Source organism: Sodalis glossinidius str. 'morsitans' (genome assembly GCF_000010085.1).
GTDB lineage: Bacteria > Pseudomonadota > Gammaproteobacteria > Enterobacterales > Enterobacteriaceae > Sodalis > Sodalis glossinidius.
The window spans coordinates 573547-586018 of the sequence record NC_007712.1 but is presented as its reverse complement, the minus strand read 5'-3'; the positions used below and the strand labels follow the sequence as shown (position 1 = coordinate 586018).

Annotated in this window: 21 protein-coding genes and 7 pseudogenes; 1 reads left to right on the top strand and 27 read right to left on the bottom strand. The window is 59.6% G+C overall.

Annotated features, from left to right (window positions below):
* Nucleotides 1-29: 29 nt before the first annotated feature.
* From SGP1_RS36085 to SGP1_RS36075, 24 genes and pseudogenes are all read right to left on the bottom strand, one after another.
* A pseudogene (locus SGP1_RS36085) lies at nt 30-995 on the bottom strand (phage baseplate assembly protein V); the annotation flags it as partial.
* Nucleotides 996-1057: 62 nt separating this feature from the next.
* Nucleotides 1058-1180, bottom strand: coding sequence for a phage baseplate assembly protein (locus tag SGP1_RS34930; protein ID WP_279379438.1), 123 nt, complete (start codon nt 1178-1180; stop codon nt 1058-1060).
* Entirely contained in the window at nt 1173-1484 is a 312-nt protein-coding gene (locus SGP1_RS03055) for a hypothetical protein (RefSeq protein ID WP_041866596.1), read from the bottom strand. Before SGP1_RS03055 ends, SGP1_RS34930 begins: the two co-directional genes overlap by 8 nt.
* A 66-nt stretch (nt 1485-1550) precedes the next feature.
* Entirely contained in the window at nt 1551-2027 is a 477-nt protein-coding gene (locus tag SGP1_RS32585; protein ID WP_041866595.1) for a hypothetical protein, read from the bottom strand.
* Nucleotides 2028-2089: 62 nt separating this feature from the next.
* Nucleotides 2090-2296 (bottom strand): annotated as a pseudogene (locus SGP1_RS36080) (DNA circularization N-terminal domain-containing protein); the annotation flags it as partial.
* Nucleotides 2293-2535 (bottom strand): hypothetical protein, encoded by a 243-nt coding sequence (locus SGP1_RS03045; protein WP_041866594.1) that lies wholly within the window; start codon nt 2533-2535, stop codon nt 2293-2295. The gene SGP1_RS03045 and the pseudogene SGP1_RS36080, both read right to left, overlap by 4 nt.
* Before the next feature lie 256 nt (nt 2536-2791).
* Nucleotides 2792-3241, bottom strand: coding sequence for a hypothetical protein (locus SGP1_RS23240; protein WP_050747375.1), 450 nt, complete (start codon nt 3239-3241; stop codon nt 2792-2794).
* On the bottom strand, nt 3222-3377 hold the full coding sequence (locus tag SGP1_RS32580; protein WP_243466161.1) for a hypothetical protein: 156 nt from the start codon (nt 3375-3377) through the stop codon (nt 3222-3224). The genes SGP1_RS23240 and SGP1_RS32580 overlap by 20 nt, the downstream gene beginning before the upstream one ends.
* A 92-nt stretch (nt 3378-3469) precedes the next feature.
* Complete coding sequence (locus SGP1_RS23235; protein ID WP_050747374.1) at nt 3470-3769, bottom strand: hypothetical protein; 300 nt, start codon at nt 3767-3769, stop codon at nt 3470-3472.
* The gene (locus SGP1_RS29020; RefSeq protein ID WP_041866593.1) at nt 3712-4014 is read right to left on the bottom strand and encodes a hypothetical protein; all 303 of its coding nucleotides are present in this window, start codon (nt 4012-4014) and stop codon (nt 3712-3714) included. The genes SGP1_RS23235 and SGP1_RS29020 overlap by 58 nt, the downstream gene beginning before the upstream one ends.
* Nucleotides 4015-4118: 104 nt before the next feature.
* Nucleotides 4119-4259: a hypothetical protein gene (locus SGP1_RS32575; RefSeq protein ID WP_243466160.1), complete on the bottom strand. Its 141-nt coding sequence runs from the start codon at nt 4257-4259 to the stop codon at nt 4119-4121.
* Nucleotides 4260-4289: 30 nt separating this feature from the next.
* Nucleotides 4290-4583, bottom strand: a complete 294-nt coding sequence (locus tag SGP1_RS32570) for a hypothetical protein (protein ID WP_050747373.1) — start codon at nt 4581-4583, stop codon at nt 4290-4292.
* A gap of 9 nt (nt 4584-4592) precedes the next feature.
* A complete protein-coding gene (locus tag SGP1_RS03025; RefSeq protein ID WP_243466159.1) occupies nt 4593-4889 on the bottom strand; it encodes a phage tail tube protein in 297 nt (98 codons plus the stop codon).
* A gap of 78 nt (nt 4890-4967) precedes the next feature.
* Complete coding sequence (locus SGP1_RS35550; protein ID WP_341532841.1) at nt 4968-5750, bottom strand: phage tail sheath C-terminal domain-containing protein; 783 nt, start codon at nt 5748-5750, stop codon at nt 4968-4970.
* The gene (locus SGP1_RS35545) at nt 5723-6151 is read right to left on the bottom strand and encodes a hypothetical protein (RefSeq protein WP_341532840.1); all 429 of its coding nucleotides are present in this window, start codon (nt 6149-6151) and stop codon (nt 5723-5725) included. The genes SGP1_RS35550 and SGP1_RS35545 overlap by 28 nt, the downstream gene beginning before the upstream one ends.
* Nucleotides 6145-6426: a hypothetical protein gene (locus tag SGP1_RS35540; protein ID WP_341532839.1), complete on the bottom strand. Its 282-nt coding sequence runs from the start codon at nt 6424-6426 to the stop codon at nt 6145-6147. The genes SGP1_RS35545 and SGP1_RS35540 overlap by 7 nt, the downstream gene beginning before the upstream one ends.
* Nucleotides 6427-6444: 18 nt before the next feature.
* Nucleotides 6445-6690 carry a DUF2635 domain-containing protein gene (locus SGP1_RS03015; RefSeq protein ID WP_041866592.1) on the bottom strand — a complete coding sequence of 82 codons (246 nt, stop codon included), beginning with the start codon at nt 6688-6690 and terminating at the stop codon, nt 6445-6447.
* Nucleotides 6683-7045 (bottom strand): hypothetical protein, encoded by a 363-nt coding sequence (locus SGP1_RS03010; RefSeq protein ID WP_243466158.1) that lies wholly within the window; start codon nt 7043-7045, stop codon nt 6683-6685. The genes SGP1_RS03015 and SGP1_RS03010 overlap by 8 nt, the downstream gene beginning before the upstream one ends.
* Nucleotides 7042-7164 (bottom strand): hypothetical protein, encoded by a 123-nt coding sequence (locus tag SGP1_RS34925; protein ID WP_279379437.1) that lies wholly within the window; start codon nt 7162-7164, stop codon nt 7042-7044. The genes SGP1_RS03010 and SGP1_RS34925 overlap by 4 nt, the downstream gene beginning before the upstream one ends.
* Nucleotide 7165: 1 nt before the next feature.
* The gene (locus SGP1_RS03005) at nt 7166-7639 is read right to left on the bottom strand and encodes a gp436 family protein (protein WP_011410186.1); all 474 of its coding nucleotides are present in this window, start codon (nt 7637-7639) and stop codon (nt 7166-7168) included.
* A gap of 48 nt (nt 7640-7687) precedes the next feature.
* A pseudogene (locus SGP1_RS35535) lies at nt 7688-8632 on the bottom strand (Mu-like prophage major head subunit gpT family protein).
* Between the two features lie 135 nt (nt 8633-8767).
* Nucleotides 8768-9154 (bottom strand): annotated as a pseudogene (locus tag SGP1_RS35530) (phage protease); the annotation flags it as partial.
* Between the two features lie 10 nt (nt 9155-9164).
* Nucleotides 9165-9494, bottom strand: a complete 330-nt coding sequence (locus SGP1_RS23225; protein WP_243466250.1) for a phage protease — start codon at nt 9492-9494, stop codon at nt 9165-9167.
* A gap of 174 nt (nt 9495-9668) precedes the next feature.
* Nucleotides 9669-9902, bottom strand: coding sequence for a phage virion morphogenesis protein (locus tag SGP1_RS36075; RefSeq protein WP_424141137.1), 234 nt, complete (start codon nt 9900-9902; stop codon nt 9669-9671).
* A gap of 21 nt (nt 9903-9923) precedes the next feature.
* On the opposite strand from SGP1_RS36075, the gene SGP1_RS36070 reads away from it, so the two are divergent.
* A complete protein-coding gene (locus tag SGP1_RS36070; RefSeq protein WP_424141136.1) occupies nt 9924-10130 on the top strand; it encodes a hypothetical protein in 207 nt (68 codons plus the stop codon).
* A gap of 132 nt (nt 10131-10262) precedes the next feature.
* Here SGP1_RS36070 and SGP1_RS35525 read toward each other — a convergent pair.
* From SGP1_RS35525 to SGP1_RS02975, 3 pseudogenes are all read right to left on the bottom strand, one after another.
* Nucleotides 10263-11289 (bottom strand): annotated as a pseudogene (locus SGP1_RS35525) (phage head morphogenesis protein); the annotation flags it as partial.
* Nucleotides 11281-11844: pseudogene (locus tag SGP1_RS31105) on the bottom strand (hypothetical protein); the annotation flags it as partial. The pseudogenes SGP1_RS35525 and SGP1_RS31105, both read right to left, overlap by 9 nt.
* A gap of 39 nt (nt 11845-11883) precedes the next feature.
* Nucleotides 11884-12466: pseudogene (locus SGP1_RS02975) on the bottom strand (DUF3486 family protein).
* Nucleotides 12467-12472: the final 6 nt, after the last annotated feature.

Genomic DNA, 12472 nt, shown 5'->3' with positions numbered 1-12472 from the left:
CCGGCAACCGTCATGTTCTGTTTCACCGTCAGGTTTTTCTCAATCACCACATCATCAGTAAAACGCGCTGTCGGGGTGTTAAACACCGCCTCCTGCTCGACGACCACTTCCAGTGTTTTACAGGTGATGATGCAGCGGCTGTCCCGGGTCAGACGCAGGCGATGCCCCTCATAATGATACAGGCCGCTATCCCCGGCGGGCAGCCCGGTGGGTCGATGACGGCGGTCTTCTACCAATAGCACGGTCGCCTGGTCACGACTGATCATGGACAGACGCGGCGCAATGACGCGGGTCAGCCGATTGGTCTGCCACAGTTCGCCGCTTTCGCGCCGCCACCCCTTAACCACGGCGGTAAAGCGCTCTGACTGGGCCAATGCCCGGCGGCTTTCCCGCATGGCGCGCGCTCGTGCGATGGCAGGGGTCAGTTTGCTGTCAGCCAGAATGACTTTGGGGCGGTAACGTACAATCGCGGGGTCGTCGCTTTCTCCCTTGAGCGCGGCGCGCAACTCGTTGGTGTTGGCGTCGCCGGCGTGCCCACCGCCGCCGCCGTTGCCTTTAAACAGATACTGACTGTGGCGGTCGCGCCAGTCCTCGGTGTACTCGGTGGACAACAGATTTTCACCCAGCCGCAGGGTGTCAGTGGGGGTGTTCGCCGCCTGGGTAAACACCAGATCGCCGTCGGCATTACTGGTCACCAAAACGCCACGGTGACGCTCCGCCCAGCTCAGCACATCCGCCACGCTTTCAGACCGTTCAATGGTAAAGGAGGTAAAGGGTTTGGCGGCCTCGGGGTCAGACACCGCCCAGCGCACCGCGATGCCAAAAGGTTTGCACAGGTCTTGCGCAATCTGTTGCAGTGTGCTGAGACGCCATTGACCGCCCGGATAGACCGCCGAACAGTCCACCAGATCGCCGGTTTTATCCCTGCCCTTTATCGTTACCTGTGCCGAGTCGGTCCCCATCTTGTGCGATACGCTGTCCAGGTAACCGGTGATAACCGGTTGCCCGTCAAGGGTCAGCGTGAGCGCCCCACCGCGCGCAGGCTGTCGGGCAACGCCTAGCCGGGCATCATGATCCCGAGGGTAAAATCCCCGGCCAGACGCGCCAGCCCCCGGGTAATGCTAACCGAAAGCCAGTGGGTGAAAATCCGGTTGTCGATGCGCAATGCTACCTCAGCCACCGAGCAGCTCCACGCGCTCGCCACCCGGCACAAACAGCGGATGACGCAGCCGGTTGCGACGAATAAAGCGCGCCGTGTCACGCGCATCGCCGGTGATACGGTACAGGGTCACCAGCTCCGGCTCGGTTGTCGTCACCGCTGCCTGGGTTAGGCCCGGTAACGCCTGCGCCGGTGCGTTTTGGCTGACCGCCGCCAGACTGGCGGTGAGCAGGGACGACAACATCTGCACCACCGCCACCACCAGGCGCAGCATATTTTGCAGCAGCTGCACCGTGGCGCGGGTGGCCGGTTGCAGCCCCTGCATATCGTGCAGGCGGTCCTGACGGACCAGAGCGCTGTCCAGCCGGACGGCCAGCTGGACTATCTGGTGCTAGAGTGCGCCGGGCTTCGGGGAGACCGGCGCGCGCGCCCGGTTTTTTATCTGCTCCGGTTGGGGGTAAGCCGGCAGGCGCTGTATGCCCTGAAAAATCCCCTTAAAGGCCAGCGCCAGGCGGTCGGGGGTGGTGATAAGCCCCTGGATATTGCCACGCAGGACCGTGAACGAGGCGATAAAGCTCTGCATATCAGCCAGCAGCCACAGACCATTGAGGGCGCTTTCCAGCGTGTTGGCTTTCTCGTTGACGCACGCCATCAACGCCTGCGCGTCATGCAGCGAGGTCTGCCAGCCGTCAGCCAGGGTTGAAAAGAGTGAGGCCAGCGTGCCGTCGCCCTGGCGATTGACGATCCCGGCGGTATCTTGCGCAACCGTAGGGGCGGTCTCATCGGAAACCGGCACCATCGTGACGGTAAACTCCACCAAACGCTGGTTATCGACGCTGTAGCGGCTTTCAAAATTATCAACCAGCACCGCAGCGTACCCCAGTCCGGGGGCAACAGCTCGCCCGGTCCCGGCGCATTCAGCGCCTGCGTCAGTCGTACCCGTTGCGCCTGCGCATCATCGCCTGTCAGTGACAGGGTGAAGGTGTGCTCAGGCAGTTTTTTCCCTAAATCGTCCGCCCCGCCGTGTTCTCGTAGCGGATATTCCCGCCGCACCACCCGGCGACCGCTACGACTGCGCTGTTCTTTGTAAATCCAAAAAGGCACGCTGCGAAAGCGGCCCTGGCCGGTACTTTTCATCTGCGCACCTCAATAAATACGGTAGTTGTCGCCGTTATACACATCGAGCTGTAAGCCAAAGGCGTTGCTGTCGGTGGCGGCGCTGTTTGCAGCACCAGTCCCGGGGCCAGCGCAATACGCATGTCCGCCTGGGCTTTCACTGGCTGTGGCACCGCCTGTTGCTCGTCTTTTCTGTCCCATCGGGCGTAGATATAGCCCAACCAGCCGCCGAGTTTTTCGCCAAGCACACTGCCCAGCATCGAGCCGACCACCGCCCCAATGGGCAGCCGATGGCGCCGACGAGTCCGCCCGCCGTCGCACCGCTTGCCGCCCCCAGCGCCCCGCCTTTATCCTCGGCGCTGGCATTTTTATCAAGCAGTGTCGGGGCCAGCGACATAAGTATCACTGCCACCCCCGATGCCGCCCGCCGGCCAGGTGGTGACAAACACGCTCACCGGCGCGCCAATACCGCCACCCATCGCAAACGGTGCCGGGCCAGCCCCCAGGCGGGACGGGCTATCGCCATGCCGACACGGGCCAGCTCGAGGCGACATAAATCGCCAGAATGGCTTTGGCCTTGTCGGCGGCGACGTTGTCGAGGGTGTCGCCATAACCTGCCTTGCGCCACGCCATCAACTCAGCATTGACCCGGCTAAGGCCATTTTTAAACAGCGTGACGCCCCGTCGGGCGCTGTCGAATACGCCATTAAAACTACTGGCCAGCCTGTTGGCCCATTGGTCCTGCAAACCGCTTTCCTGGGCTTGTCCGGCAAAATCCAGAAAGTCTTTTAACTCAGTTTTAAGCCGTTTAAATGGCCCTTGATTCATCACCTTGACGGCGAACTGCTGCCAGACATCGCCCAACTGGGAAGTGAGTCCCGTCCAGGAGTTCATGGCGTCTTTCTGCGCCCCTTTGGCCTGCTCGAGCAGCGTCTGGAACAGCAATTCAATGGATTTTTGGCCCAAGTAACCCTTTTTTACCCTGTGTGGTCAGTTCGTTACGGCTTTTGCCGAGCTTTTCCGCCAGCACGCTATAGACATCAATGCCGTAGCCGGTCAGCAGGCTCGCATACTGAGCCTGTATGCTTTTGCGCGAATACATCTGTTTAAGCTGAAGGGAAGCTCCCTGGGCTTCCGGCAGCGTCCAGCCGTGCCTCCTGGTATTCCAGCATCGTAATAAAGTGGCGCGCTTCTTCACGACTCATGCCAAAACCCCCGACTGGAGGTGTATTCCTGCACTACCCCTTGCAATCCCCAGGTGGTGTCCTTGGCATTTTGTACCGCCCATTTCAGGTCGGCGTCGGTCTGGGCTTTATCGTGATGGTTCAGTGAGTTCAGGCGAATGGTGTAGTTTTCCATCGCCGCCGCCGGGTCGATAAAGGCTTTTTTCAGGCCATACAGCGCCGCGCCCCCGGCCAGCAGCCCGTAAAGGCGCGCTACGCCGCCATAGGCCGCTTTGGCGCGCGTCTCCAGATGGTCAAAACCGGATGACACCGACGCCAGCCCCAGGCGCAGAACGCTAGCAGACCGCTAAAGGTGCGCTGGCCCTGATGGCCCAGCCGGTCAAGCGGCCCCCCCCCCAGGGTATTCGCCCGAAGACCGAGACCGTGCAGGGATGCGCCGCCTTGCCGCCCCATGCCGACCAGACTTTGACCGAACAGCCGCGCCTGCCGGGGTAGGTTGCCCAGCAGGTCAACAATGACGGAGGCTTTGACTTTTTTCTGCCATCGTTTACTCACGCTGTAATAAATGGGTGGCTTGCTGGCAGAACCGGATTAACGGCAGGGAAAGCGCCCATTCCACGCCCGATTTGGTGGTCGTGGCGAGCATCAGCGACGCTTCCTCAATTTTTTCCCGACACTGCATCCAGTCGCCCCGAATCAGCCGCCAGCTGTCCGGCCAGCGCGCGGCCGCCCAGACGCTGGGCGATGATAAGACGTTCAATATCGCGCGCCGACAGGCTTTTCAGTTGTAGCAGCGACAACGGGCCGTTGAGGTTGCCCAGCCGGGCAACCTACCGGCGCAGCAGCTCAAACTCCACCATCGCTGGCGAACGCACTAATTCCGAGCCGTTAGCCGTCTGCACCACCCGCTCGGCGGCCAATTCGGCATCAATAATGTCCTTGCCGGTTAATGGCCGCAGGGTGACGTCCGTGTGGCGCTGTTCGTCGTCACCGCTGCCGGTAACCAGACCGTCAACCAAGGTCAGTTGCCCGCGCGCCAGTTCGTCGGCGACGCTGGCGATATCCGGCGACACCCCTTCAACCTCGTGGGCCGCCGTCGCCAGGGTTTCCATACTTTGGGTCATGCTCGCTCCTTACGCCACGCGCTGGCTGCGAATGGCGGTAAATTTGGCGGAGATTTCTCCCGCGTCAGTCAGGGACTCTTCCCCGTTGCTCCAGGCGTTGGTCATCATATGGGTTTCGCCGGAATCGGCTTCAAACTCCAGCGTGACATCATGCCAGCCGTTGATGACTTCCACGCTCAGATCACCCCGTGCCGGAAATTTACATTCCAGCGTAGCGGCACGAGGTGTTGACTTATAGCCATAAACCCGTACGCCGGTCACTTCCTCGCGTTTTTCCCCGGACGGGGTAAAGGTGGCCCCCGTCATCGTCGGGTATTCCTACCCGTTAACCCGGACAATGGCCTTGCCCTGGTATTGCAGTTTGCCAAATGCCATCGTGCCCCCTTACAAAATAAACTGGATCTGCTCTGCGAAAATGCGAAATTGATTAACAATATCCGGCTTGCACTGCACGTCTACGCGGTTACGGTCATTGTTGTTACGCTCGACAATCAGGCTGTCGCGGAAGCTCTCGAAATTCTCAATCAGCCCCGCCTCCAGCCACTCTATCGCCAGCTCCAGCAACTGGGTACGGATAATGGCCGGGGTCACCATCGCCTGCCCCGGTGCCACCGGCGTACCATCGTTGGCCAGCTTATGGTGCGGAAAGCGCTGGGTGATGCGTACCCGGGTCGAATAGCGTAGATAAGACAGCGTCGCCACGGTATTCACATCGAGGTAAGACGGATCCGGATCGCCGTAGGCGTTGGTGCGATAGGTGGTTATTTGCCGCTCAATCTGTACCCCATCGTCGGCCCCCACGGTCATGGTAGCGATGCCGTCATACAGCAGCTGGTTACGCTCATTGGAGCGCAGCCGGTCAGACAATGCCGGAGCCTGCCGCGGCAGCTGGCTCCGGCTTTGCAGCGGGCGTGCCGGATCGAGACTTAAGTGTTTTGCGCCAATGGCGCACAGGCTGGCCGCCCACAGATAGGCCGGCTCGGGGGGGCGCTGAATGCCGCTACAGGTCAGCAGAAAATCATTGCGCGTCTTACCGAACCGGGTGATTTCCCCCAGACTGCCGGTATGGGCCGCCCAGGCGATGCTGTCAGATATTTTGGTCGATCCCCAGCGATCGCGCAGCGCCTCGCTCAGTAATATCAGGTTGGCGGTATCGAGCCAGGGCATGACGATATGGTGATACCGGGTATCCCCCCAGCACGGCAATTGTCACTGCCAGCCCGGGCGGGCGTTATCTCGCCATCGTAATAATTCAGGCGGATATCCTGCGCCGAGTATTCAGAAATAAACCGCGCCGTCAGGGTCACCACCGTTTGATCGGCAGTGACATTCTCACCGCCCGGCGCGGCAGACACGGCGTTCACCGGCAGCGACGGCAGGGCATTTATCGCACTGGCCAGCGCATCACCCACCGCCTTACCATGCTGGCCTTTCTCCACAGTGACGCGCACCCGTACACCGCCGAGATAGACATTCAGTACCCCGGCCTGTTGCGCCTGGTACGATAACGTCAGGCTGCCGGTATCGGCCTTTCCGGCCCCGTTACCCTGCACTATCACGGCTAACACCGCATCCGGGTTATCGTCAAAAATTCCTTCACCATCGCTGCCAGCATGGATCCCTGGCCCCAGAGTGTCGCAGCATGATCGGCACGGGTGATGCGTACCGGCGTGTCTATTGCGCCGCTGCCGTCTACCTTGCCATCCTTGATGGCGGCCTGACCCAACATCAGCACCTGGGTCAGCGTGGTCGGGGTGCCGGTGACGGCCTGCGAATTATCAATCTCAATATGCGTCAGCGGTATGCGAACCCCGGCGCTGATTTCATTAAAGCTCATCGTCATGAGGCGTATCCTTTTTACTCAAGGCGGCAGAGGCTGACTTTTGCCGGGTGGCGCCGGTTTTGCTGGCGGCGTGATGTCCAGTACATCCTTGAAACGCAGACGGCGCAGCCAGAAGCCATTACGCTGCACCCAGGCCCCCGCATCCGGTAACATCTGCATGGAATAGGGTTCGCGCACCGCGCGCTCCGGGGCCGGCACCACAAAAAGCATCGGCAAGTCAAAGGGGTTAGGGAAGCGCATCGCGGTGTTGTCGGTGTCATTCATTGTCGTGGCTCTCCCCGCGCAGGGTTATATGGGCCGCGAACGGCGGGCTGCCGTCCTTCTGGGTAAAGGTCTGATAATGGCGCAGGTACTCATCCATGCCGTCATCCTGAATCAACGGTATCACCGGCTCCTCGCAGGTAAAGTAGGTGCCATACAGCACCACGCCGCAATTTCCCTGTTTCTCGGTGTACAGGTTGCGCCCCTCTTCAAAGCGCATCGGTCCGTCGTTTGCCGGACGAAAACCCGATAAGCCCGCTATTAGCCGCGCCACTATCTGGTAGAGGCCGGGTCGGTCGCCCTCGGCACCGTTGATAACATCGGCCACCACGTAAAAAACAAAGCGACTGTCAATCACGCCTTTGACCTGACCGGCCTGCGCCCCCAGCCACACCAGATAAGCAGCACATCACGCAATCCCTCCTCGCTCCAGTCGCCGGGATGGGTGGCGATATCACGCAACGTGTTGTCAAACACGTCATATAGCCGCTCCAGCTATAGCCGCTCCAGCAAAGCGTTTTCGGTGGAAACAATCATCAGATAAACCCCTTCTGCCTGCGTCCGAACACGACGCATCGGCCTGCATCTGCGGCAGGTCGGCACTGTCGGGAGCCTGGTTATCGCTATCCACCCCTAGCGGCAGCTCACCCTTTTTCACCGCCTCCAGCCAGCGCAGCGCATCCTGATAACTCTGGCGGGTTTGCTCAGTGGCCCGCTCGTCATTCAGGTAGTAAAACGCAAGGGTGCAGGCATGCTGTTTCAGCACCGACGGCACCACCGAGAGCGGCAGGGCGTAACGGGCAGCGATAAAGCTGTCCATCAGGGCGCTGGCATCGGTGAGCGCCTGACTCACCTTCTGCCGGGCTGCTGCCTCATCGCTGCGCCCGTCGACCAGCCTTTCTATCAACGGGCCGATATAGCGGACGCGTAAATCCTGCTCGCTGGCATACATGCGTTAACTCTCCTTTCATGGGCGTTTAAACCGGATTTAACCGCGCGTTTACAACAGGTCTGCGACCAGCAGCGTCAGCTTGCCTTTCATTTCGTTAGAGACCGTGGTACTGCCCTCGGCCAGTAATTCCCGCTCCAGTAACTGGGTGGCGGTTTTCTCCAGCTCCACCGGCACCACCAGATGGGTCGGACGAATACCCAGCTTGCGACCGCCATCGTTACTAAAGCCGCGCATGGCGCTCCAGACTTTCCAGAGGTTATCCAGCGTCAGGGGGGCCTGCATGCGGTAAGCCATCTGCCAGAAGCCGTAGCCCACATTGCGCCGGGCCGAGACACCAAAGACAAATTTGTTGTCGGTAAACGCGCGACCCTCATCCACTTTGGTTAATGCGAGCAGCTCGGGCGGGCGGCGGTTCTGGAAAATCAGTGGTTTGAGTGCACGCTAGCAGTCCAGCAGATACCACACAGCACCGTCGTTCTCTCTTTGAGCCGCGCCGCTGCCGGTTTTTTCGATAAACTGGTTGGCCACCTTGTCCGCGTCGCCGGTGCCGTCGACCTTCGGATACACCGGATGTTCGCTATCAAAAAAGGTTTGCCGTCATAGCAGTCGGTTTTATTACCGTCGCGCAAGGCGGTGCACCAGTTCATCAGGTTGTGCGGTGGCGGCACGGCCCATTTCCTGGAACAGAGGGCTATATGAGCCGAGATTGTCATCCTCAAAATCATCGCGGGTAATGGCGACCGTGCCTTCATAGGTCTTGTTGTTGATGGCGTAGCCATAGACCTTCATCTGCTGGATACTACGCGAGCCGACCCACTCCCGGAACGCGGAAAACTGCCCCAGCCAGCCGTAGGTATTGGATTTTGACGTGGAGGCCACAGTGGTCGCCACCTGCTGGTAGTGATATGGGGCCATGCCCAGCCCATTCTGAAACTCCTTGCGAAAGCCGGTCATCAGGGCAGTGATTTGCGACGGGGTAATCGGGGTTGGCATTATTGTGCGTCCTCGGTCTTGATTTTCTGGAACGCCGCCGGGGTCATCCCCAGCACGCGCGCGGCCTGTAACTCTATCCGCCGACAACGCGACGGTGGCGATTTTTTCACGGTTTGTGGGCGGCATCGTCAACGTTTCGGTCTGCACCCGGGTCAGTGCGGCTATCGGCCGGCGCGTCGCCAGCTGCGCCGACAGTGCCGTCACGCCAATCTGGTCGCCGAGCGATTCCAGGTAGGGTCGTTCGGATTTCAATATCCGCCCATCCTGCTCGGCCTTGTCCAGCGTCTGCGCCAGGGTGGTCTTACCCAGGTCGGCAGACAGTGACACCACCTGCTCACGCACCGCGTTATAGGTATCGACCGGTACATAGCGGCGTAAATCCACTACCTCCGTCGGTGCCTGGGTTTTCAGCGCGTTCAGGTCAGCGGACAGGGCGGCGGTGGCGACCTCATCGGTCAGCTCGACGCCCGCCGGCACCGTCAGGCCCAGCGCGGCCAGCAGTGCTGTTAACGATTGATTCATTGCAGGCTCCTTAGGGGAGGAAGGGGGAACAGTTAACGCCTGGTAGATATCTTCGGCGCTCAGAGCGGCCACTGGGCGCATGCCCATCATAGCCCATCACCGGCGAAAAATAGGGGAATTTGTTGTTTTTCAGACGCTCAAGCGCCGGCGGGTTCCAGTCCGGCTTGACCCAGACCCCGGTCTTGTCGTCCCAGCGAAAACTCGCCGGTGTAGCCGGAACAAAGCCGGCCGCCGGGGCCGCTTCCGGTTTAAACAGCGTCTGGTGGTTATAATCGATTTTGACAGGTTGATTGAGCGCCACCACCCGCGCCACCATGCGGTTAAATGCGGCCTCGTTAATCAGCCAGCCCTCGGCGGGCGTCTCGGGGTAACCGTCACGCGCCCGGACATGGCCGGCGGGCGATCGCCTGCATAACCCCGTTCAAAACCCCTTCAAAAACGCCGTGGCGCGTTCAAAAGATTTTTTCAAGGTGCCACTTCTCCGTCATCATCGCGTAGTGGGGCGCACTGGCGCTTATGGGTGCAGGGCTTTGGACAGGCGTTGTGCCAGGGTGTCGAGGATATCCCGCTCGCCGGTAGGATCCAGTCCCATAAACGGTCGGGCCGGGATAGCTGCCGGCCCCGGACGCATCCCCGGTTTGCCGCCCCACTGATGGATGGCCGCCTGCGGCGCATTGGCCCCGATACGCGCCCAGCTATCGCCCCAGTCGATGCTCACCGAGCACGCCATATCGCCCTCGCGGGTCAACACCTTGATCGGGCTATAGCCGTGCCGCTCACGCTAGCGGCGATACGGATCGCTCAAGGGTGCCCAGGCCGCCCCAGTATCCGGCGCGCGTTCGCGCTCAAACGCCTGCTCAGTGTAGGAAAGGAGACTGGCGGCGACGATACGGGTGATCGCCTTGCCGTCGTCGCCAAGGCGCTACAGTTCAGCAAACAGGGTTTGCAGACGCTTGCGATCAATCACTGCGGTTAATTCAGTCTGCGACATCTTGCCCTCCAGGGGCTTTGTGACTAATATACATACAGATCGATGTACTCTTAACGGTAAAGCGGTGTGAGCCTTTCGAGGTGCGGCATGTATGCAGGTTCGACTCCTACCATCGACCTAATCCAGCTTTCCCGCCAATAATTCCAATTTTTCACCTGCAATATCCGATTTTAGATCATCAAGCTTGACACGATAGGCATTAATGACTATATCCAGGCTATCAGGATGTTTCCTGACACCGTAAGGGGCATTCACAGCAATTTTCATGTGTCCGTCGTCAGAGATTTTCGCAATGATAATCAGGTTTTTGTGGCGTTTATCTCATAATACGGCCTGCGGCTTTGCCAGCAAGCCAGGGAGGAGTGCGACCACATCCTCGGGCAACAATGTGACACACCGGTTTTATGGTGCTTGTCACTGTCGGCATGCAACAGGTTTTTTCGCTCATCGCCAGCAGAAGGGGCGGTGCTTGCCCAGTGCGCGCCTGTACCGCACGGGCGATGGCTTCCGGCAAAAAAACCAGCGTGTGAATGCCGTTACCGGCACGCCGGCTTTGCATAATGCGCGTGGCCCACAGCGAAAAACTCAACTGACGCACCGGGCTTGTTGTTCAGCTCCTGCACCACGGCTTCACGCAGCGCCGCGTCTTTGACCTCAAGGAGTTTGCGGATCATTGTCTGGTCAACACCGAACGCCGCCGCGCCGGGGTGATAGGACCAGCCCACATCCGGCGTCATTTTTACCTTGCCATCATCAAAGGTGGTAACGGGGGTGGTGACGATTTCCCCACTACGCTTATCGACACCCGCCTCTGCCTCATGAGTGTGTAGCTGACCGGCATCTTCCGTAACGCGCAGGCCCAACTCATTCAGTCGGCGTTTTGACAAGGCGCGTACCCGGCAACGGCAGTTAAACCCGTTGGGCGGGTATTGACGTTATATATCGTCGCCAGACGGCGGGCGCTGCCCAGTTGCACGGCTTCGGCATTGCCCTGGCTGTCCACCACGACCTGCTTCCTCCACCACCCGAGCTTTTGCAGCCGGGGCGTCAGCATGTTGATAAACTCCTACCGGGATATTCCCTGTGATTTTGCTCTATCCACCTCGTCACGGATCGCACTCAGGACATCCAGCCGCGCCGCCTTGAGCAGTTCTTCAAGGGATTCATGGAACACCGCCTCGTCAATCACCACGTCGCCCTGCAAGCCTCGGAGGTTGGAAGGGCGAGAGCTTAACGCCTGAATTTTAAAGCCGCTGTGAGGAAAGCGGAGCATGTACTGGAGGATTTCCTCGTGCTTCTCGCTGTCCCAGAAGGTGGACTCGTAAACATCGGCCTGGGCCAGCTGGTTAAAAGCGCAGGCAAACAGCGCGCAGGCGGCAATATATTCCAGCGCCATCTCCTTCTTGCTGCCGACGTAAAACACATTGCGTCCGCCATCGCGCCGCAACTTGCTGGCGGTGATGACGTTACGCCCGGCCTCGGCCCAGGTCAGGCCGGTACGGCGGGATTTTTCGGCAATGCACACCGGGCTGTCGTCGAGGAACCAGCGTTGTTGATAAGGCAAAAATACCGGTTCATTTTCGGGTAACGACAGTGATTCGGGCACATCGACGCCGCAGGCAAGGGTGGCCTCGCGCAAGTCAATTTTGCGCGGATCGGTCAATCGGTGCATAGTGGACGGCTGTTCAGCGGTTTGCATTGGCAATTTACATGAAAAATCAAACTGTTGAAAAATGCATTAGGCTTTACCCAGCAAAATGTCGCGGATTTTGCTTTCCATCTGGTGACTCATGCCCTCCTGCCCACGTAGCGCTTCACTGACGGCATTCGCCGTTTCCTCAGCATAGGCCTGGCGGATTTCCGCATCGCGCTTGTGGCTCATCTCTGCCGTGCTCTCCAGGCGCTGGGCGGCCAGCATGGCTTCTTTCAGAAAATCAATATCAATATCGTCGTTATCCCGGCTGGCAATCTGGTGCTTGCGTATGCCCTTGAACAGCAGGGAGCGCGCCATCTCCATAATCAGTCGCGAGGTTTCGCCGGTGGGTTTTTCGCCCAGTTCGGCGGTAAGGGCGCTGGTCTGTTCGCGCAGCTCGCGTAAATCCCGCGCCACGCGCTCGTTTTCACTCGCCAGCCGGTTCAGGGCGCTACGCGAGAGTTTCTGATCCGGCGGGTACCCCGGCCGCTTCAATCAGGCGGTTTACCTCGTCCAGAATTTGCAGCTGGGTGATGCGCTTTTCCCGTAGCAGCGTAAAAAGAAGTTTACGGATATCTTCCGGCAGCACATTGACCTTGCCGGGACGGCCTCGGGTGGCTTTTCCCATCCCTTC

Coding starts and splice junctions, on each gene's coding strand:
- SGP1_RS32580 (WP_243466161.1), bottom strand. CDS start 3,377: ATGTATTCGCGCAAAAGCATACAGGCTCAGTATGCGAGCCTGCTGACC.
- SGP1_RS03045 (WP_041866594.1), bottom strand. CDS start 2,535: ATGCTGGGCAGTGTGCTTGGCGAAAAACTCGGCGGCTGGTTGGGCTAT.
- SGP1_RS35550 (WP_341532841.1), bottom strand. CDS start 5,750: ATGCCCTGGCTCGATACCGCCAACCTGATATTACTGAGCGAGGCGCTG.
- SGP1_RS35540 (WP_341532839.1), bottom strand. CDS start 6,426: ATGACGATGAGCTTTAATGAAATCAGCGCCGGGGTTCGCATACCGCTG.
- SGP1_RS03005 (WP_011410186.1), bottom strand. CDS start 7,639: ATGTATGCCAGCGAGCAGGATTTACGCGTCCGCTATATCGGCCCGTTG.
- SGP1_RS32570 (WP_050747373.1), bottom strand. CDS start 4,583: ATGACCCAAAGTATGGAAACCCTGGCGACGGCGGCCCACGAGGTTGAA.
- SGP1_RS03055 (WP_041866596.1), bottom strand. CDS start 1,484: ATGCAGGGGCTGCAACCGGCCACCCGCGCCACGGTGCAGCTGCTGCAA.
- SGP1_RS03025 (WP_243466159.1), bottom strand. CDS start 4,889: ATGACGGGGGCCACCTTTACCCCGTCCGGGGAAAAACGCGAGGAAGTG.
- SGP1_RS03015 (WP_041866592.1), bottom strand. CDS start 6,690: ATGAATGACACCGACAACACCGCGATGCGCTTCCCTAACCCCTTTGAC.